The sequence below is a fragment of the Verrucomicrobium spinosum DSM 4136 = JCM 18804 genome, from assembly GCF_000172155.1.
Lineage (GTDB): Bacteria > Verrucomicrobiota > Verrucomicrobiia > Verrucomicrobiales > Verrucomicrobiaceae > Verrucomicrobium > Verrucomicrobium spinosum.
Map to the genome: position 1 here is coordinate 2,418,242 of NZ_ABIZ01000001.1, position 17,937 is coordinate 2,436,178.

Genomic DNA, 17,937 nt, shown 5'->3' on the forward strand with positions numbered 1-17,937 from the left:
GGGTGACAGGATGGTTGGGTGGATTGCTCCTGTGGGGTTCTTCTCAGGGCTGAGAGGGCTTTGTCAGTGCTTCAGTGGGCAGTGCGTGAGTGGTCCAGGTGTTGGAACGGACACCGTGGGGAGGGCATGGCTGGGCCTCTGAGGCATTTGTGCCCGGTGGCTTGCGATTGCTCCAGCTGAAAACTTGAAACTGAGAAGTTCTGCGAAGCAGACCTATTACAGCCCAAGCTCCATCGCGTTCTCGGCTTTTTTCTCTTTTTCCTTCGCCTCGGCCTGTTCTGGGCTTGGGCTTTCGACGGTCTCCTCGGGGGTGGGGAGCTTGACGCGGCGCAGTTCCGCAGCGTTGGGGAGGTCGTCCAAATGGCGGATGCCGAAGTGATCGAGGAACAGATCGGTGGTGGAAAAAAGCAAGGGTCGGCCTGGGAGATCGGCGCGGCCGTCAACTTTGAGCAAGTTGCGATCAAGCAGCTGCTGCACCATGGCGTCCACCGAGACACCGCGGACAGCTTCGATGGCGGACTTGGTGATGGGCTGTCGGTAGGCGATGATGGCCAGGGTCTCCAAAGCGGGGGCGCTGAGCCGGGCTGGTTTCTTGCTAGGGTAGAGAGCGCGGCACCATTCCCCGAACTCCCCCCGTGCACACAAGCGCCAGCCGGCAGTGCGTTCGATGACCGTGAAGGAGCGGCCGTCCTGCTCGTAGTGAGAGACCAGCTGGTCCAAGGCTTCGCGCACCTGGTCGTCCGTAACCGCTTCCATAGCGGCTTTTGCCTCGTCCACCTCGACGTTGTTCTCCTGAGCGAACTCCTTGGCTTCGCGCGCGGTTTCCCGGATGGCGCGCCCCATCTCCACAACAGAGAGAGGCTCTTGTGTGGCGAAAAGCAGGGCTTCAACGATCCGGGTAAGGTCCATGCGATGCGCGAGGTGAGGGGAACGGTGAATGTGGGGAGCGAAGGACAAAGTTCAAGTTTTGATTTCGCTGGGTGGTGCGGTGACGTTCGGGGACAGGATTAACAAGATGGGGTCATGGGGCTGATTGGAAGATGGGAGGGGCTTTTAGACGGAATTAACAGAATTTACGGAAGTGGTGAGGTGCCTGGCTGGGTGGGGAGCGTCGAGGGGGCAGTTTCAGGTCTTCTGTCTTTCGTCTTCCAATCTGTGGTCTCGAAAAACAAAAAACCCCTTCCGGGTGGAAGGGGTTGGTGAGGGGCTCAGGCTGGGCTGTAAACGCTTAGTTGGCGGTGGCCACCATCGGGGTGGCGGTTCCAGCGGCCGGGGGCGACCAGGAATCGACGATTTGGACCGTGGTCCCTACGGGAGCGCGGTCGAAGATGAAGTGGGCGCTTTCCAGGGGCATGCGGATGCAGCCGTGGGAGGCCGGGTAGCCGGGGAGTTCGCCTTCATGCATGCCGATGGGCATTTCGCCCACGCGCATCCAGCCGGGAAGGGGGCACTTGTAGATGGTGGAGATCTTTCCTGTGCGGATTTTCTCGGTGATCTTGAAGGTGCCGCGTGGGGTCATGCGGGGGCCGCGACCGGTGGAGATGGGGGTTTCGAAGGCGATCTGTCCGTCCTTCACAAGGAAGGCGCGCTGGGCTCCGATGTTGACGATGACGCGCAGGTCGGTGTGTTCGCGGTCCAGCACATCGCGGTAGTAACGGGGGCCGTCCTGGACCAGCTTTTGTGTTTTGATCTCAAGCTTTTCGCCAGCACGGGTGTCGCGCTGGAAGAAGGACGTGAATTTGCCGCCGGTGGGGCGGCCGACACTGACGCCGTCATCAGCCTTGGCCGAGGCTCCGCCGAAGACAAGGGCGAGCATGGCGGCGCTTAGCAGGGCTTCCTTCAGGCCGCGACCTTCCACCTCGGCAGCGTCGAGCAGGATGTAGTGATTCTGACCGGCCGCGGCACCATCATGCCAGGACTGTCCGGGCAGGGTGGAGCGCATTTCTGCCATGGTGCGGCTGTCAGCGAGCCAGATGCCCAGGAAGGTGACGCCGACGCCCTTGGTCTCAGGATGCGGGCGCAAGGTGAGCAGGGGGACGGCCTCACCCGCAAATCCGAGGGCAGCAATGCCCGCCATCTCGCGGACTGCTTCGGTGAAGACGCGGGCGAGTTCCTCAGGCGTGCCGAGGAAGTGCTCGTCCAGCAGAGCGTCGGACACTTCCTGCATCACGCCTGCCCAGTCGAAGTGGCTCATGGCGGGCCGTACGTTGATGTGAGGCTCGCCCGATTCTTCGTCGCTGGAGACTTGAATCAATTGCAGGCTGCTTTCTTCATGCAGTTCGCCGTCGAACTGGACATCCCCGTTGTCGAGCAGGAATTCGCCGGCGCGGGGCGAGGCGAAGTGCTGGAAAACCTTGAACAGTTGGGCCGCCGCAGGAGCGGTCGTGTCAAAGGCATTAAACGACAGATCCTCCCCTTCACCCGGCAGGAGCGCGGCCGGAACGAGGATCGAAAGGGAGGTGGCGGTGGTGGCAACAGCGGGCATGGCGGTGGAGGTGAGAATGGCAGAAGTACGCAGGTGAGAGCAGGAACTTTGCCCTACGCACTGTTGTAGAGTGTATGTCAACCGGAAATTGTCTGTGACAGGGCAGTTGGAAGTTGAAGACGTTTGCGTGGGGGCAGGCCGCTGGCGATCTGGTGAAGCAGTCCCTTCGCCTGGAGGGGAGACAGGTGAGGGAAGATGGAAAGCATGCGCGCAAGCAGGGCGGCGGCGCGTGGCGCGGCGAAGCTGCTGCCGGTGGCATCCCGCCGGATGCGGCCCTTCCACGGGACGTTCACATTCACTCCCAACGCAGCGAATTCCACCAGCGTGCCTGGCTGGTTGCGAAAGAGGCACTCACGCTCCGGCGTAGCGAGCATGTTGACGGTGATGACTGAGGTGAAATCTCCGGGCCACTCTGCGCGCCGGAAATCTTCATTGTTGCAGGCGGCCACGACGTGATGACCACTGAGGTAAGCCCGGTCCACCCACGACTTGAACATGAGGACCTGCGCCTTGAGCCGGGCACCGAAGCTGCAGTTCAGGATATGGTAACCACGCTCAATGGCGAGTTGGGCACCGAAGCAGATCATCTCACTCTGGGACTGATTACGGAGATCTAGGACACGGAAACTGCCAATCTCCGCCTCGGGGGCGATCTCGTGCAGAATCCCAGTGACGGCGGTGCCGTGGCCGAAGACATCCTCACCTCCCGCGGGGGCTGGGACGGCCTCCAGGCGGCCACCTTCTTCTACGATGACGAGGTCATCAGCGCGGCGCACATTGGCAAGATCCGGGTGGCTCCACTCCACTCCGGAGTCCAGCACGGCGATGCGAATGCCATGGCCGCGTCCACGGCTCATGGCGGCGACAGCTTGTTCTGGCGTGATCCACGAACCCACGATGAATAATCGACGCGGGAGGGATTAGCTTTCGTCCACGCCGATCGCGGCGCAGAGGAGTTTGTGATCCAGCAGGCGGCCGAGCAGCCGGGTGAGCAGGGTGACCTCCTCCATGGCCTCGGGTTCGAATGCGGGTGGTTCCGGGGCATCGTGATTGGCCTTGGTACGGTAGCAGGCGATGAGCCCGCGCATCTGGCCGGAGATGAAGAATGGGGCGAGGATGCGGCTACAGACGATAACGCCCAGGGCCTCGTCCAGCTTGCTTGCGCCGGAAGGGTTGGAACTGAGGTTGTTTTCACAAAACGCCTGCTGGGTGGCGAGGACCATGCCAGCGACGCCGCTGTCGATTGGCATTCTGAAGCTGAGCAGGCGACTCGAGGTGGGCCCCTCCTGATGGGCGCAGAGGAGGTTGCGGCCGGATGTGTCCATGAGCCAGATCACGCCCTCGTGAGCCCCGGCGTCGCTAAAGCAGTCGTGGATGAGCCGCGTCATGAGGGGGTCCAAAAACTCCTGGAGATTGGCCGCACGGATGAGCCCCGCAAACTGGGTGACGCGCTCCTCAATGGCCGGGACAAGCGGCACCACCCGAGGCTCCGGCAGCCAGCGCATGGTAGTGGTGGTGGAGAAATCGCCGTAGGCGGAGGACATGAACCAATTCTAGGCGGGAACGGCGTGGGCGTAAATCAGGAATTGTGGGTCAGGGTGTGGGAGGGCGATGGGGGGCGGGATTAACAAGGTTTGGAAAGATTAACAGGATGGAAAGCAAGGGGGCGGCGATGACGGCGGAGGGAAATGAGGGTGAAGGCGAGTGTGACCAGCACGGCCCGCGAGGGCTCGGGCACGGTCTCGACGGAGAAGCCGACGAAGGCGTAGTTGGCTCCTCGTCCCGAGGTGGCGGAAGTGGTGGTGTTGTCTCCCCAATACACGCGTGAGACGGCGGTGTTGTCGATCTCTGTGCCTTCATAGCCGGTGGCGGTGAGGGTGCCGTCGATGTAGAAGGAAGCATTGCCGAGCACGGGATCGTAGATGATACGGTAGTCGTGAAAGCCGGAGGATACGGTGTAGGTGGAGCCGGCGGAGTAGAGGCGCACCAGGGTGTTGCCGGAGGCGTCATTGCCAAAGTACAGGCCATAGAGGGTGCGCTTCTGGGTGCCACTCACCACGACTCCCTCATTGATGAGGAGCGTGCACCATGCGTTGTTGGACAGTGCTGTCGCTCCAAGTGGATCGGGGGGTACATACTGGATAGTGGCAGAGAGTTCCCAGCCCGTGGTGAGAGCCTGGGTGAGCTGCGGGGTGGTGAGGTTCTGATTGTAGGTCAAAGCATTGCTTCCACCGGGCTCCATGACCTGCCAGGCGCTGGTGGTGCCGGAGGTGACGGCCTGTCCCGCGCCGGAGCCTGTGAGGGCTGACGACCAGCCTTCGGTGGTGGGATTCGTGCTGCCTTGATGGCTGAACAACAGGGTGGCCCCCTTCAAGGCGGGACTGAGGAGCCCAATCCAAAAAAGAACGAGGGTCAAAGGGGCTTTCATGGACTCATCGCGTCAGCATCAGCCGTGCCCGGGGAACCCTGAGGTCAGCGGAGTATCGGAAGAGGTGACAAGCGACGGTGTGGGCGCGGCCCACCAGTTTTGAGGACGACTGCCGGTTATTGGAGAATCCCGATGCTTCGATGCGGCGGGGCCCCAAAGCTGCCAGAATGCAAAAGGCGGCACGCTGGTGCCGCCTTTCTAGCAGCCTGTCGGATTTGCTGGATGCTGCAGGAGTGCGATCGGGGAACCGGAGTCGTCGTGTCAGATGGATGAGGCGCGGTTGGAGCCAGCCGTGTCGTTGCATTTCCCGCCGCTGAGCTCGCTTGAGCCGCTTTCTTCAGGCTGGGAGCCTTGTCCCAAGGTGATACAGACGCTTGAGATTGTAACTGAGCGTGACCAGCGTCCACTCCAGCCCCACTTTCGTGAGCCCGCGCAGGCTGAACCGACGAAAGCCCATCGCAGATTTGATGATGCCAAACACAGGTTCCACCGTCTGCTTGCGCAACCCGTAGAGGGCTTTGCCCTCCTGGGTTTCCAACCGCTGCTCCATGATCGCTTTGACCGGCGCTCCGGGCGGTGGTGGCGGCGGATCGTCATGCTGCTCAATGTCCTTGACACTACGCCCGTGCTTGTGCCGTCGCGTCGCCGCATACACCTGCGGACTCACCCCGGTGTCTGCATCAGGCACCTCCACCTGTCGGATCGCCGCCTCACTGTAGTAACCGCTGTCCACCAGCACCACGCTGAGGCTCTGCACAACGGGGCTTTTGTTTTCCAGCACCGGCACCAGCTGCTCCTTGTCGTTGGGCGCATCGCTGACCAGCTGGCTCACCACAAGGCGGCTTTGCACCTCAACGGCCGCCTGCGCATTGTAACTTTGCTCAAAGTGCTCCCCACCGCCGTGTTTCATGATCCGGCTCTGTGGATCGGTAAAGTTGTACTGGTCTTTGGCTTGAGGCCCTTCCTTGGGTGGTTGAGGGGCCTTGCCTCCGGTCTTTTTGCCCCGCGCTTGTTCCCGGTCCTGGCGCTCCTGAAGCTTGCGTTCATAGGCCGCCTGCTCCTGCTGATGCCGCTCACGAGCTCTTTGCTCGATGACCTGCACTGCCTCCCGCAGCTTTTCCTGCCGCTTCTGACGCCGCCGGATCTCCTCAGGGCAGACTCAGCCCCTCGCGCAACGGCGTGCTGTCCGCGGCCTCGGCTTTGGCCGTGAGCTCTTTGATCTGCTCCTCCAGCAGCAGCAACTGCTGCTGGGCGTGCCCATGGCTCACGGCGCTGTGCTTGCTGGCGCTGGCCAAAATCTTGGTGCCATCCACCGACAACACCACCTGCCCCACTTGCAGCACGTTGAGCCGTGCGGCACACTCCAGCACCTGATGAAAACTGCTTTCCAGCAGCTCCTTGTTCTCACGCCGGAACTTGCAGATGCTGTCGTGATCGGGGTGGGTGTCCGCACACAGATAACGCACCGCCACGCTCTCATAAGTGAGCGTCTCGATCTTGCGGCTGCTGAAGGTGCCCGTGGCATAGCAATAGATCAGCAGCCCCAGCATCATGCCAGGAGGGTACTGGGCGTAACCTGTGCCCCGGGTGTTGACCCTGGCCTGGCACAGATCCAGCAGTTTGACCGCATCCATGATAAAATGCACCAGATGGTCCTCGGGAAGCCAGTCCCTCAGGTCAGGAGGCAGCAACAGAGGGGTGTCGTGATCAATGACTACAAACCGGCTCGCCATCGCTCTACCTAACACAGCCCAATCGCATTTTCAAAGTCCGACAGGCTGCTAGTGGAAATGATGGGGAGGCGTCGGAGGTGCTGACGTCGCCTATGTGATAAACCCTGGCGCTACTCCGACAATGCGGGCTGACTGGTGTAGTCCGTGCCGTCGAAGGTGTCCATGGGCACCTGGGTGAAGACTTTGTCGGAGGGGCGCAGCACGAGGATCTCACCCAGCACGCGCTCCTGCTCGATCTTCAGGAAGTTGAGCTTCATGAGCTCCAGCATGGCGAGGAAGGTGATGATGACTTCACTGCGGCTGGTGGCCTCGGTGAAGAGGCTCATGAAGGGGACCTTGCCGCCCACAGGGAGGACGGAGAGGAGATAGTCGATCTTGTCACTGACCGTCCACCGGTCGTCCACGATCTCGCGGAGCGTGTGCACGTCCTCGAACTTCTTGAGCACCTTCTGGAAGGCGCGAATGAGGTCGAAAATGCCGATTTGCGGGAGACCTTCCACCGGAGCGTTGAGGTCGGGTAGTTCGGGGTTGGCCGCAAAGAACTCCGCGCCCGAGCTGTCACGGATATGGAGGAACTGGGCGGCGTCTTTGAACTTCTTGTACTCCACGAGCTGGCGGATGAGTTCCCACCGGGGATCCTCCTCATCTGCCTCTTCATCGGGAGGCTGCACGTCCTTGGGCAGGAGAGTGCGGCTCTTGAGGTACATGAGATTGGCCGCCATGACAATGAACTCGCCGGAGAGCTCAATGTTGAGAGCCTTGAACGTCTCGATATAGCCGAGGTACTGGCTGGTGATGCGCTCGATGCTGACATCATAGATGTCTATCTCATCTTTCTTGATGAGATAGAGAAGGAGGTCGAGGGGGCCTTCGAAGATTTCGAGCTTAACCTTGTAGTCGCTGTCCGTGTTTTCCACCGCTCCACATAGAGCGTTGTTGGCGGTGGTGCAAGTGTTGTGCGTCAGGCAGAGGTGGGGGGCTCCGTGGAGACCAGGTAGCCGCGGGCGACTAATTCAAAGTCAGCGATTTGTGACTTTTCCCAAGCGGCATCGTGACCCAATTCCCGGGCGAGCAGGGTGGCCACCTTGGGTGCCATGTGAAAGGCAGCACGGGCATTGAGCAGGAGGGCTCGGGTGCGGCGGGAGAGGATGTCCTCCACGGTGCGGGCCATCTCCCGACGCGCGGCCCAGATGACCTCTGCGGCGGTGTAGGGGAGGGCGGGATCGAGTGGCTCGCCCAAGGACGGATCTTCTGTGATGAGGGCCTGAATCTCGTGGGCATCTGTGCCGTACACCCCCAGGGATCCCAGATCGGCAGTGTGGGTGTGGTAGCCGTGGATGTTGAGGGTCTTGGTGACGCAGGGCTTGTCGGGCAGGTTGCCCAAGGTGGCGGCCTGGTCCACGCAGTCCTGGGCCATGTTGCGGTAGGTGGTCCATTTCCCGCCGGCGATGCTGAGCAGGCCGCTCTGGTCGATGTGAATGGTGTGGTCCCGGGAGAGGGAGGCGGTGTTTTTGCCGTCGCCCACCTTGGCCAGAGGGCGGATCCCGGCGAAGGCGCTCAGGATGTCGGCCCGGGTGGGCTTCTTGTCCAGATAGAGGGCGGCGGTGGCCAGCATGAACTCGATCTCCTGATCCATGGGTACCGGCTCCAGTGGAGCGTGGTCGATGGCCGTGTCAGTGGTGCCCACCAGAGTGTGACCATGCCAGGGGATGGCAAACATGACGCGCCCGTCGCTGGTGTGTGGCACCATGATGGCGGTGTCGCCGGGGAGGAAGGACCGGTCCAGCACGATGTGGGCGCCCTGGCTGGGGGCGATCATGGGCGTGATGTGGGTGTCTGCGAGCTTTCGCACGGCATCGGTGAAAGGGCCGGTGGCGTTGATGACCACATGGGCATCGGCCTCAAAGGTCTGCCCGGACTCCAGATCCTGCCAGGTGACACCGTGAACCAGGTTGTCGGGTCCTTTCCTCAAACCAGTCACCGGGGCATAGTTCAGCAATACGGCACCTTGGGTGGCGGCAGTGGCCGCCATGTTGATGAGCAGGCGTGAGTCATCGAACTGTCCGTCGTAGTACACCACCCCGCCCACGAGTCCCTCGGTGTTCACATTGGGCAGACGGCGCAGCGTTTCCTCCTTGGAAATAAACTGGGAGGGGCCAAAGCCGTATTTGCCGGAGAGCATCTGGTAGAGCTTCAGTCCGATGCCGTAGAAGGGGCCCTCCCACCAGGAGTAACTGGGAACGACAAAGGGCATCTCCGTGACCAGGTGCGGGGCGTTTTGCCGGAGCATGCCACGCTCCTTGAGCGCCTCCATCACAAGCGCGACATTGCCCTGCTCCAGGTAACGCACGCCGCCATGCACCAGCTTGGTGCTGCGGCTGGATGTTCCCTTGCCAAAGTCGTGCTGCTCCAGCAGGAGCACGCTGTAGCCCCGGGTGGCGGCGTCCACCGCCACGCCCACGCCGGTGGCTCCGCCGCCGATGACGACAATATCCCAGATGCCTTGATGATCCTGGGCCGACTTGAGCATTTCGGAGCGATTCATAGGAGGAGGGGGAAGGGGAGTTGAGATGCCGCTGCGCAGCTGTTGAGACGCTACGCTGGTTGAGACGGCGCAAGCGCCTGATTGAGAAGTTTCGACGGAGTGGAAAGTCAGGGGGCTGGAAGGGACCAATAGGCGAGGGCTTGGACCGCTTCTTTCTGTTTGATCCGGCAGTCAGGGCTGTTGGTGAGGTGGTTAATGTAACAGCGGACTGATTCCCGTTGGGCGAGGTCAAGCAGCTTGAACTTTTCCAGGTTATGTGATGAGAGGTCGGTAAGTCTGTAGATAGTGCCGTAGTCTTCGTCCTGAAGAAGGGAGGCGATCAGAAATGCGGGTAGATGGAACCGCATGCCTTCCGCGTCAAAGAAGCTGAGGCTGCTGTGGCAGGCGTTCAGCGTGCTGCGGTCAATCCGATGCCAGTCGGCTTTTTCATCCTTGGCACGCAATGCAGCGCAGGTCCTTTCGTCTGCATAGTCATCCAGACCTTGGGCTTGGTGCAATCCAATACCATTCCCGAGTGTCACCCGTGAAAAGGCGGCATCGATCATTTCGATGATCTGCTGGGCTCTTTGCTCGCCGGGCGCAGGTATTTCCGCGTCCCCCATGACGACTCCGTCGTTGCTTCGGGCACGGAACTCAGTGATTCGTTCTGGCGAAGGTGAGGACAACTGGGGTTGAGGCCGCAAGAGCCTGGTTTAGCCGGCCCGGCTGAGCGCGGTTTTAGAGGTTACGCGGGATGAGAGGGCGTAGTTGCGTTTTGAATGGGAGGAGCAGGTTCCGGCTGGGCCTGCATTTTGGTTCTGTCTAAAAGGATACCGGCTGCGATCTTGATGAACAAGGTATAAATGATAAGCCCCAGGGCCCAGATGCCGGCGGTGACCTTCCATTCGATGTCGCTGGGACGGTACTCGACGATCTCGTGCAAGGTGGAGGGCACGCACCCGAGAATGATGAGGCGAGTGGTGGGGCACGATCATGGCGCTGCCGGATGGGTTTCGGCTGGTGAGGAGCAGGGGTGTCGTCGTGACCTATGCGGCTGCGGGTCACTAGCCTGTGTGAGATCTCGCGTCGATGATGTGTTGTTTCATGGCCGCCAGATGCTCTGTCAGGTGTTCAAAGGGATCACTAGCGGGAATCGATGTGAGCTCGTCGGGATTGGCCTCGGCAAAGCTGATCAGGAGATCGGCTAGTTCGAGGACGCTGTCAGCCTGCCGCTCAATGGGTTTGCGCTGTTCGCGGGTCTGCTCCCAATAGGCCTCCTGTTCGTCGGGAGTGCCAAGCGCCCGTTGTTGGCCGTAGTATTCTCTCAGCGCCTCGGCGGCCTCCAGTGTTTTGAATGCTCCGATGGCGCGGAATGCCTCGGGATGGTTGTAAATCATGGAAACGCGGCGGAAGAAGTCGCCGTCGTTGGAAAGAGTTTCATAGAAGTAGCGAAGCATTCTCCAGTCCTGCTGGCATGGGCTGAGAATTTCATGTATCTGCTCCTCGGATGCGAAGTGCCACTGCAGACCAAGGGCATCCTTCAGTTTTGCATCGATTCCGGCATCATAGTCGCTTATCCGGTTGTTTTTTTCCTGGAGGGCTTGATGCGCCGCGACCATGGTAGCCATGTGCTCGGGAGTGAAGGATTGCATGGGGTGGATGGGTGGTGCCACCATTGTAGGGCTGGATTGCGGGAACGCGAATGGTGGGGTGATTGGAGATCTGTCGCGAGAGCGGGCCTTCTGCAGGATACAGTAGGTGGCATGCAAGATGCGCGCTCCAATGCGTCGTGGATTGGGGGCTGCGTAGAGCAGACAAGGTGCCGATCAGTCACTCAAATCCCCAGACGGCCCGGGTGCGCCAGCGGCTCTTACAATCGGGACATGCGAAGACGCCGTCCGATTGATTCTTCTTCGCATCCCAACCTTGGGACATGGGAGTTGAGCAACTCGGGCAGGGCGCCGAGTTGGCGCGGGCGAAGGTTCGGAACATCCACAGGAACGCAACGAAGGCGATGACGCCGCCGATGATCTGGACGATGATGGAGTTCCATTTGAGGCCGAGGCCGAAGACACCGATGCCTGCGGCCATGCCGAGCCAGCATCGTAGGAAGTACCCAAAGGTGCGCCGGTAGTGTCCAGGGAGGACAGGGATGTCGGCAGGCGGTGGTGAGGGATTCATGAGAGGAGCGTGGAGTTCACGAAAGGTGTGTTGGCTGACCCGGCGGGCTGCCGGGAAAAGCAGGCCAGCGGCCTGCGCTCCCCCAGCTGCTATTAGGATGACGGCGGTGTATTACTACCTTGCACTTGCGTCCACTGCTTACCTCTAGCCATTCACTTCTTACCAACCTTCCGCGCCGCTCGCTTTTTTCCTGCTGCTCCCTTCGCTTCATGCGGTTCCCATTCCTTGGCGCGACCGAGGGCTTGGTTCCAGCGGCTGCGGAGTTCTTGGACGCGGGCTTTGGGCATTTTAGGTTCGAAGGTCCTCTCCACCTGCCATTGGGTGGAGATCTCCGCGGTGTTTTTCCAATAACCGACCGCAAGGCCGGCGAGGTAAGCCGCTCCGAGGGCAGTGGTCTCGACGACGGCGGGCCGAATGACGGGCACGCCGAGGATGTCGGCCTGGAACTGCATGAGAGGCTCGCTGCGGGAAGCTCCGCCGTCCACGCGGAGCTCGGGGAGCTTTTTGCCGGTGTCCGCGTGCATGGCATCGAGAAGGTCGGCCACCTGGAAGGCGACACCTTCAAGCGCGGCACGGGCGATGTGAGCCGCGGAGGTGTCACGGGTGAGGCCGACAATGGTGCCGCGGGCGTAGGCATCCCAGTGCGGGGCGCCGAGACCGGCAAAGGCGGGTACGAGGAAAACACCGCCGCTGTCCGGGACTGAGGCGGCCAGGAGATCGACCTCCTGGGCAGAGCGCACCAGCTGGAGGCCGTCGCGGAGCCATTGCACGACCGCGCCACCGATGAAGACGCTGCCTTCCAGGGCGTACTCGAGCCTGCCCTTGCTGCCGAGTTGCCAGGCCACGGTGGTGAGCAGGCGTTGCTTGGAAGCGACCGGCCTGGTGCCGATGTTCTGGAGCATGAAACATCCCGTGCCGTAAGTGTTCTTGGCCAGACCGGGCTTCACGCACATCTGTCCGAAGAGGGCGGCCTGCTGGTCGCCGGCAATGCCCGCGACGGGCACGTGAGCAAGCCCGAGGGAGGTGCTGACCTCCCCATACACCTCGCTGGAGCTGCGGACCTCAGGCAGCATGCTGGCGGGGATCTTGAAGAGCTTGAGCAGGTCCTTGTCCCAGTCACCGGTATGGATGTTGTAGAGCATGGTGCGTGAAGCATTGCTCGGATCGGTGATGTGGATGTTTTTGCCGCTGGTGAGCTTCCAGATGAGCCACGAGTCCACGGTGCCGAAGGCGAGCTTGCCCGCCTCCGCCTTGGCTCGAGCACCGGGGACGTTCTCAAGGATCCAGGCGACTTTGGTGGCGGAGAAGTAGGCGTCGAGGATGAGGCCGGTTTTCTTCTGGATCACCTTGTCATGCCCTGCAGCTCGTAGCTTGTCACACATGGGGGCGGTGCGGCGATCCTGCCAGACAATGGCGTTGTAGATATTCTCGCCGGTTTCCTTGTCCCACACCACCGTGGTTTCGCGTTGATTGGTGATGCCGATGCCTGCGACGTCACTGGGGCGAATGCGGGCCCGGCCCAGAGCCTCAACTGCGACTGCCATCTGGGAGAACCAGATCTCCTGGGGATCGTGCTCCACCCAGCCGGGCTGGGGGAAAATCTGCCGGATCTCCTTCTGGGCGACGGAACAGATGCGGCCGTCATGGTCGAAAAGAATGGACCGCACACTGGTGGTGCCGGCATCGAAGGACATGATGTAGGACATACAAAAGATGAATTAGGAATTAGGAATGATAAATGGTGAAAGCGGTGGGCAGCCTCTCAGACGTAGAGGGTGCGCTGGAGGAAGGCGCCAGCGAGGCCGCCGATGATGGGGCCAACGATGGGTACGATGGCATAACCCCAGTCGGAGGAGCCTTTGCCTGCGATAGGCAGGAGGGCGTGGGCCAGGCGGGGGCCAAGGTCACGGGCGGGGTTGATGGCATAGCCTGTGGGGCCACCGAGAGAAAGGCCAATGGCGAAGACGAGCAGGCCGACGAGCATGGGGCCGAAGCCAGTGGCCCAGCCGTTGTCAATGAGGTTCGTGCTGCTGGGGATGGCGAGGGCACCAAAGACGAGGACGGCGGTGCCGATGATTTCGCAGATCAGATTGGAGAGCCGGTTTCGGATGGCGGGAATGGTGCAGAAGACTCCCAGCTTGGTGGGGGCGTCTTTGGTGGCACCCCAGTGGGGCAGATAGGCCAGCCAGGTAAGCGTGGCTCCAAGGAAGGCGCCGAGGACCTGGGCGATAATGTACCCGGGGACTAAAGTCGCATCAAACTTGCCAATCGCGGCGAGAGCAATGGTGACAGCCGGATTCAGATGGGCTCCACTGATCTTTCCCACGGCATAGACGGCAAGCATGACCCCCATGCCCCATCCTGCTGTGATGACAATCCAGCCGCCGCCATTGCCCTTGGACTTGGTCAGGACCACGTTGGCCACGACGCCGTTTCCAAACAGGATGAGGAGGGCAGTTCCGACAAGTTCAGCCAGGTAGGGAGACATGATGGATGGGTGTTGGATGTTGGAATGGGCAGTGCGGCAATGATTGGGATGCTCGGAGGAAGGAGCGTGCTGCTGATGCGTTTATTTTGAAGAATTAGCGCTGATTGTACCGGGAGCATTGGAGCGAGACAATGGTGAAAAGAGGAGGGGGAGAAGGAGGGAGTTGAGACGCTGCGCTGGTTGAGGGGCCCGCAAGCGGGCTGTTGAGGCGCTGCGCTGGTTGAGACGGCGCAAGCGCCGGGAGAGCTGCTTGTGGTGAGCGCCAGGTGCCGGCGAGGGATTGAAGGAAATCACGGAGGTGGCCAGGCGGTTCGCAGGCTCTTTGTTTCTACAAAGTCCTTCCACACGTCCAACACCTGGATGTGAAGCATCTTTGGAGTGCGCGCGGGAACCGCCGCTTTCGCACCCCTTGTGAAGGTCTTGAACCCTTCGCCTCCAGCAACGTCCAGTGCAAGCGTCGCAGGACTTCGTTGCTGGTCTGCAGACCGTTGTCTGACACAGGACTCCCCAAGCGGTGATGCTCGCCACAGCCCCCGACAACCCATCCTGGCCCTCAGCGTAAGGCACGCGGGCACAAAAAAGGCGAACTGGCTGGCAGTTCGCCCGAAATCTCAAGTCTTCTGTCTCCCGCGAAACGGGTTCGCCTCAGTGCGCGTGAGCGTGACTCAGGCCATGGGAACCGTGCCCGGCCCTCTCCTGATCCCGGTAGGCGCATTGACCAGTCCGGCCAAGTTGATCGCACTTGGCGACGATGCGGATGGTCTTGGATGCCGGTGTGAAACCGAGACGACGGGTGATGCAGTCTTCCATCACCGCGATGTGGTCATCCTCAAATTCAACGACCCTGTCACAGTCCACGCAGATAAGGTGATTGTGTTCCGGTTTGTCCAGGAAGTTGGGGTCGTAGTAGGTCTGATCGCGGCCCAGATCCACCTCGCGCAACAGGCCGCAATCCACCAGCAGGCTGAGCGTGCGGTAAACGGTGGCCCGTGAGATGGTGCGGTCAATGCGACGCGACATGGCGTGCAGATCTTCCGCGTTGAAGTGTTCCTGCGTGCCAAAGGCAGCCTCAATGATGACATCGCGTTGTTTCGTGCGGCGAAGTCCCTTGCTGGCAAGGAAGGATTCCAGGGTCTGTCGGATGGCCTCGGTCATTTCTTATCCATTGTTCTCACGCGGAATGGAATCGTCAACCCTAGATGCATCCGGGTTTGACGGCGGTTTGCTCAAGATCGAGCGTTGAATGATGTTGATACTGGATCTCTATAAGCCTGTTGCTCGAAAAGGCAAGCCACAGAGATGGCCCCGTTGGGGGGCATGGGTGGCGGTTGCCCTGGCTGTAACAGCCTGTCATCCGGAAAATACGGCACCTAACAAACCTTTGGACGCGGCATTTATCCGGTTGTCACCTGCGGAGGTGGCGGCGTTGCCGACGGCGGTTCGCTTTGATGCGCCGATGGGCACGGAAAGCGGTGCATTCACTTACAATGCCCAGCGGTTTCGCGTGAACCGGCATCTGGGGGATGATCTCAATGGCATCGGTGGATGGAACTCGGATCTGGGAGATCCTGTCTATGCCAGTGGGGTGGGGAAGGTGATCTATGCGGGCTGGGTGGGGCCAGGATGGGGGAATATGGTGATCCTTGCACATCAAGTGCCAGATGCCTCTGCGCCAATGGGTTATCGTGTGTGCCAAACCATCTATGCCCATCTGGATGAGGTCCTCACTCAGTGCGATGCGGTGCTAGCCCGGGGGGCACAACTTGGCACGGTGGGCACGGCCAACGGCCGGTATCTGGCTCATCTTCACTTCGAAGTGAGGGAGAGCCTCTCGGTGTATCCCGGCATCGGCTATGCGGATGCGCCTCTGGATCGTGTGCCGCCTGAGGAGTTTCTGAAGCGGTACCGTGGGAAGGGTGGGGATTTGCTTTTGCCTGGGATGAGGGAATGAGGCCATCGGCAGAATGCTGGTCCCACGTCCAGTCGGGACGTCTGTGTCATGAATCAAAGCGGCAGGCGCAGCTGGGTGCGAACGGGAGGGACGAGGGTGGAAACACCGATGCCGATGAGACGAAGGGGGGACTTGACCAGCTGATGGCGAGCGAGGAGGTGACAGGCGAGACGATAGATCTCGTCGGTCTGCGTGAGCGGATCATCCACGCGAAGCTGGCGCGTCAGAGTGGTGAAATCACTGTAGCGGACTTTGACCTGGATGGTAAGGGCTCCGACGCCTTCCTTTCCCAACGTCTGGGCTACATCGAGCGCAAGCTCCTTGAGGGCAGCACGAAGCGTGGGACGGTCGTCCGTGTCATTGAGGAAGGTGTTCTCGGAACTGATGCTCTTGCGCTCGTCGGTGGGGTCAACCGGCCGCTCATCGGTGCCTAGGGCGCGCTGTTTCAAGGTGGCGGACCACGAGCCGAGGATGTCAGTCAGTGGAATCGTCGTCTCCTGGAGGTCGCCCACCGTCATGAAGCCGCGCTCGTTCAACTCCTTGGCGGTGACGGGACCGACGCCATGAATGGCCCCGACTGGCAAGGGGCGGAGGAAGGCTATCTTGTCCCTTTCCCGGATGAGGGTGAGACCATCTGGCTTTTGAAAGCCGCTGCCCAGTTTGGCAAGGAACTTGTTGGACCCGAGTCCCACCGTGGCGGTGAGTTGCACCTCCTGTTTGATGCGGGCTTTGATCTCACGGGCCATGGTCTCCGCAGCCTCCAGAGCGGTGTCCTGATCGTCGTAGTTTTGATAGGAGGGGCTGACGTCAAGGTAGGCTTCGTCCACTGATACCTGCTCGATGCAAGCGCTGAAGTTCTGGAGAACCTGCATGATCTTGGCCGACTCTGCGCGGTACACGCTCATTCGAGGGCGAACAAAGATGCCCTGGGGGCAGAGTTTTCCGGCGGTGCGGGAGGGCATGGCCGAGTGCACCTTGAAGGCGCGGGCTTCATAGCTGGCCGCGCAGACCACCCCACGTTGATCGGGCGGGGAACCGACAATGACGGGCTTGCCCTGGAACTCTGGATGATCACGCTGCTCGATGGACGCGAAGAACGCGTCCATATCCACGTGCATGACGATCCGGGGCTGAGGCATGGATGAGAGAGTACGGCGGGCAACCGATCTTTGACGGTGCCAAGTCGTCTCCCCTTTAGCCCATGGCACAAAGGTGAGCCAGTGCCGGGAGAGGATCTGACTTGGTGTCCCTGTGGAAATCCAAGGGAGCGGCAGAAGCTGGCGAACGTAGCAAGCGCCCGGTTTGAGATGGATTTATCAAAGGTTTGATAAATGGCCTGCCTCCACGCCTCCCATTTTCAAGTCCCTTGAAAGCCCCTTTCAAGGCAGGGGCATCGGTGGACGCCCGTAGAACACCCCATTGCTCTTGGGCCTCCCGTACTCATGCGCGGCCCCGTAGGCTCCCGGAATGAAGCCTGGGGCAAACTGCGACTCCACCCCATCAAAGGGATAGGCCGGATACAGCGCCAGCACGTCACGGTGGGGCCACAGCCAGTCTGTGAACGTCTGCCCCTCATGGGTATTGTTGATGCCCGCCGCTGGATCTGGGGGCTCTGGGACCGTAGGCAAAGGGGTCTCCACAATCTCCGTGCCCGGCCATGTGGTCCAGTCCCCCACATCGTACCCCTCAGGCTCCTCACCCTGCCACCAGTGCTCTTCGGGGTCGCCCCAGCTTATGCTGGGCGTCCCGTTGACCGTCAAACGCTCCTCCAGCCTCCAGCGGATGTGCACCATGCGCCATGCCATCGGGGAGGAGTCCACCTCCCAGATCCAGCGCCACCGCACCTGCTCCCTCCGGATCTCCGTCACAATCGAAGCCTCCTCCGTGCTCTTGGACTTCCGCCATAGCAACCTCGCCAGCCGGAAGGCGGTCAGTGGAAAGATGTCCGTCACGATCACATCCTCATCCTCCCACGCCGGTGGCGTCTCATCATCGGACCACGAGCGCAGCTGGTAGGCAAACGTCATCCTCGTGTACCGGCCGCGCCACTCCTCAGTGGCCAGCGGCACGCACAAGGGCGGCGGCGGGGCAAATGCCTGCATCAGCTGCACGCCCGTCATCTGCTCAATCTGCGGCTCCGGAAGCAT

Annotated in this window: 17 protein-coding genes and 1 pseudogene; 1 reads left to right on the forward strand and 17 read right to left on the reverse strand. The window is 61.0% G+C overall.

Features of this window, described 5'->3' with window-relative positions:
- Positions 1 to 216 precede the first annotated feature (216 nt).
- From scpB to VSP_RS09770, 15 genes and pseudogenes are all read right to left on the reverse strand, one after another.
- A complete protein-coding gene (gene scpB / locus VSP_RS34755; RefSeq protein ID WP_009960306.1) occupies positions 217 to 909 on the reverse strand; it encodes an SMC-Scp complex subunit ScpB in 693 nt (230 codons plus the stop codon).
- Positions 910 to 1,228: 319 nt separating this feature from the next.
- Positions 1,229 to 2,485: a L,D-transpeptidase gene (locus tag VSP_RS09705; RefSeq protein ID WP_009960308.1), complete on the reverse strand. Its 1,257-nt coding sequence runs from the start codon at positions 2,483 to 2,485 to the stop codon at positions 1,229 to 1,231.
- Between the two features lie 77 nt (positions 2,486 to 2,562).
- Positions 2,563 to 3,342, reverse strand: a complete 780-nt coding sequence (locus tag VSP_RS09710) for a S8 family serine peptidase (protein ID WP_198141354.1) — start codon at positions 3,340 to 3,342, stop codon at positions 2,563 to 2,565.
- 63 nt (positions 3,343 to 3,405) lie between these two features.
- Positions 3,406 to 4,029, reverse strand: coding sequence for a GAF domain-containing protein (locus VSP_RS09715; protein WP_009960310.1), 624 nt, complete (start codon positions 4,027 to 4,029; stop codon positions 3,406 to 3,408).
- Positions 4,030 to 4,109: 80 nt separating this feature from the next.
- Entirely contained in the window at positions 4,110 to 4,913 is an 804-nt protein-coding gene (locus tag VSP_RS09720; RefSeq protein ID WP_009960311.1) for a PEP-CTERM sorting domain-containing protein, read from the reverse strand.
- A gap of 337 nt (positions 4,914 to 5,250) precedes the next feature.
- Positions 5,251 to 6,646, reverse strand: a pseudogene (locus VSP_RS34760) (IS1182-like element ISVsp16 family transposase).
- Positions 6,647 to 6,756: 110 nt separating this feature from the next.
- Positions 6,757 to 7,563, reverse strand: coding sequence for a segregation and condensation protein A (locus VSP_RS09730; RefSeq protein WP_009960312.1), 807 nt, complete (start codon positions 7,561 to 7,563; stop codon positions 6,757 to 6,759).
- 44 nt (positions 7,564 to 7,607) lie between these two features.
- Positions 7,608 to 9,191, reverse strand: coding sequence for a glycerol-3-phosphate dehydrogenase/oxidase (locus tag VSP_RS09735; protein ID WP_009960313.1), 1,584 nt, complete (start codon positions 9,189 to 9,191; stop codon positions 7,608 to 7,610).
- A gap of 107 nt (positions 9,192 to 9,298) precedes the next feature.
- A complete protein-coding gene (locus tag VSP_RS34765) occupies positions 9,299 to 9,856 on the reverse strand; it encodes a DUF6714 family protein (RefSeq protein ID WP_063607713.1) in 558 nt (185 codons plus the stop codon).
- Between the two features lie 59 nt (positions 9,857 to 9,915).
- A complete protein-coding gene (locus VSP_RS42985) occupies positions 9,916 to 10,125 on the reverse strand; it encodes a hypothetical protein (RefSeq protein ID WP_009960317.1) in 210 nt (69 codons plus the stop codon).
- A gap of 109 nt (positions 10,126 to 10,234) precedes the next feature.
- The gene (locus VSP_RS09750; protein ID WP_157210820.1) at positions 10,235 to 10,822 is read right to left on the reverse strand and encodes a hypothetical protein; all 588 of its coding nucleotides are present in this window, start codon (positions 10,820 to 10,822) and stop codon (positions 10,235 to 10,237) included.
- Positions 10,823 to 11,000: 178 nt separating this feature from the next.
- Complete coding sequence (locus VSP_RS09755; RefSeq protein WP_156345772.1) at positions 11,001 to 11,351, reverse strand: hypothetical protein; 351 nt, start codon at positions 11,349 to 11,351, stop codon at positions 11,001 to 11,003.
- 152 nt (positions 11,352 to 11,503) lie between these two features.
- Positions 11,504 to 13,057 carry a glycerol kinase GlpK gene (glpK, locus tag VSP_RS09760; RefSeq protein WP_009960321.1) on the reverse strand — a complete coding sequence of 518 codons (1,554 nt, stop codon included), beginning with the start codon at positions 13,055 to 13,057 and terminating at the stop codon, positions 11,504 to 11,506.
- 56 nt (positions 13,058 to 13,113) lie between these two features.
- Positions 13,114 to 13,842: an MIP/aquaporin family protein gene (locus VSP_RS09765; RefSeq protein WP_256199736.1), complete on the reverse strand. Its 729-nt coding sequence runs from the start codon at positions 13,840 to 13,842 to the stop codon at positions 13,114 to 13,116.
- Between the two features lie 642 nt (positions 13,843 to 14,484).
- Entirely contained in the window at positions 14,485 to 14,994 is a 510-nt protein-coding gene (locus VSP_RS09770; RefSeq protein ID WP_009960323.1) for a Fur family transcriptional regulator, read from the reverse strand.
- 226 nt (positions 14,995 to 15,220) lie between these two features.
- Between VSP_RS09770 and VSP_RS34770 the strand changes: the two genes are divergently transcribed.
- On the forward strand, positions 15,221 to 15,790 hold the full coding sequence (locus VSP_RS34770) for a murein hydrolase activator EnvC family protein (RefSeq protein WP_157210821.1): 570 nt from the start codon (positions 15,221 to 15,223) through the stop codon (positions 15,788 to 15,790).
- A 53-nt stretch (positions 15,791 to 15,843) separates the two neighbouring features.
- Here the strand turns inward: VSP_RS34770 and dinB are convergent, their stop codons facing one another.
- Together dinB and VSP_RS09785 are read right to left on the reverse strand one after the other, a co-directional pair.
- On the reverse strand, positions 15,844 to 16,929 hold the full coding sequence (gene dinB / locus VSP_RS09780; RefSeq protein WP_009960325.1) for a DNA polymerase IV: 1,086 nt from the start codon (positions 16,927 to 16,929) through the stop codon (positions 15,844 to 15,846).
- A 240-nt stretch (positions 16,930 to 17,169) separates the two neighbouring features.
- Positions 17,170 to 17,937, reverse strand: coding sequence for a hypothetical protein (locus tag VSP_RS09785; RefSeq protein WP_009960327.1), 768 nt, complete (start codon positions 17,935 to 17,937; stop codon positions 17,170 to 17,172).

What these genes read in the sequence shown, in the direction of transcription:
- scpB (WP_009960306.1), bottom strand. Translation starts at nt 909, where the DNA reads ATGGACCTTACCCGGATCGTTGAAGCCCTGCTTTTCGCCACACAAGAG.
- VSP_RS09715 (WP_009960310.1), bottom strand. Translation starts at nt 4,029, where the DNA reads ATGTCCTCCGCCTACGGCGATTTCTCCACCACCACTACCATGCGCTGG.
- VSP_RS09705 (WP_009960308.1), bottom strand. Translation starts at nt 2,485, where the DNA reads ATGCCCGCTGTTGCCACCACCGCCACCTCCCTTTCGATCCTCGTTCCG.
- VSP_RS09735 (WP_009960313.1), bottom strand. Translation starts at nt 9,191, where the DNA reads ATGAATCGCTCCGAAATGCTCAAGTCGGCCCAGGATCATCAAGGCATC.
- VSP_RS09750 (WP_157210820.1), bottom strand. Translation starts at nt 10,822, where the DNA reads ATGCAATCCTTCACTCCCGAGCACATGGCTACCATGGTCGCGGCGCAT.
- VSP_RS09720 (WP_009960311.1), bottom strand. Translation starts at nt 4,913, where the DNA reads ATGAAAGCCCCTTTGACCCTCGTTCTTTTTTGGATTGGGCTCCTCAGT.
- dinB (WP_009960325.1), bottom strand. Translation starts at nt 16,929, where the DNA reads ATGCCTCAGCCCCGGATCGTCATGCACGTGGATATGGACGCGTTCTTC.
- VSP_RS09785 (WP_009960327.1), bottom strand. Translation starts at nt 17,937, where the DNA reads ATGCTTCCGGAGCCGCAGATTGAGCAGATGACGGGCGTGCAGCTGATG.
- VSP_RS09770 (WP_009960323.1), bottom strand. Translation starts at nt 14,994, where the DNA reads ATGACCGAGGCCATCCGACAGACCCTGGAATCCTTCCTTGCCAGCAAG.
- VSP_RS09710 (WP_198141354.1), bottom strand. Translation starts at nt 3,342, where the DNA reads ATGAGCCGTGGACGCGGCCATGGCATTCGCATCGCCGTGCTGGACTCC.
- VSP_RS09755 (WP_156345772.1), bottom strand. Translation starts at nt 11,351, where the DNA reads ATGAATCCCTCACCACCGCCTGCCGACATCCCTGTCCTCCCTGGACAC.
- glpK (WP_009960321.1), bottom strand. Translation starts at nt 13,057, where the DNA reads ATGTCCTACATCATGTCCTTCGATGCCGGCACCACCAGTGTGCGGTCC.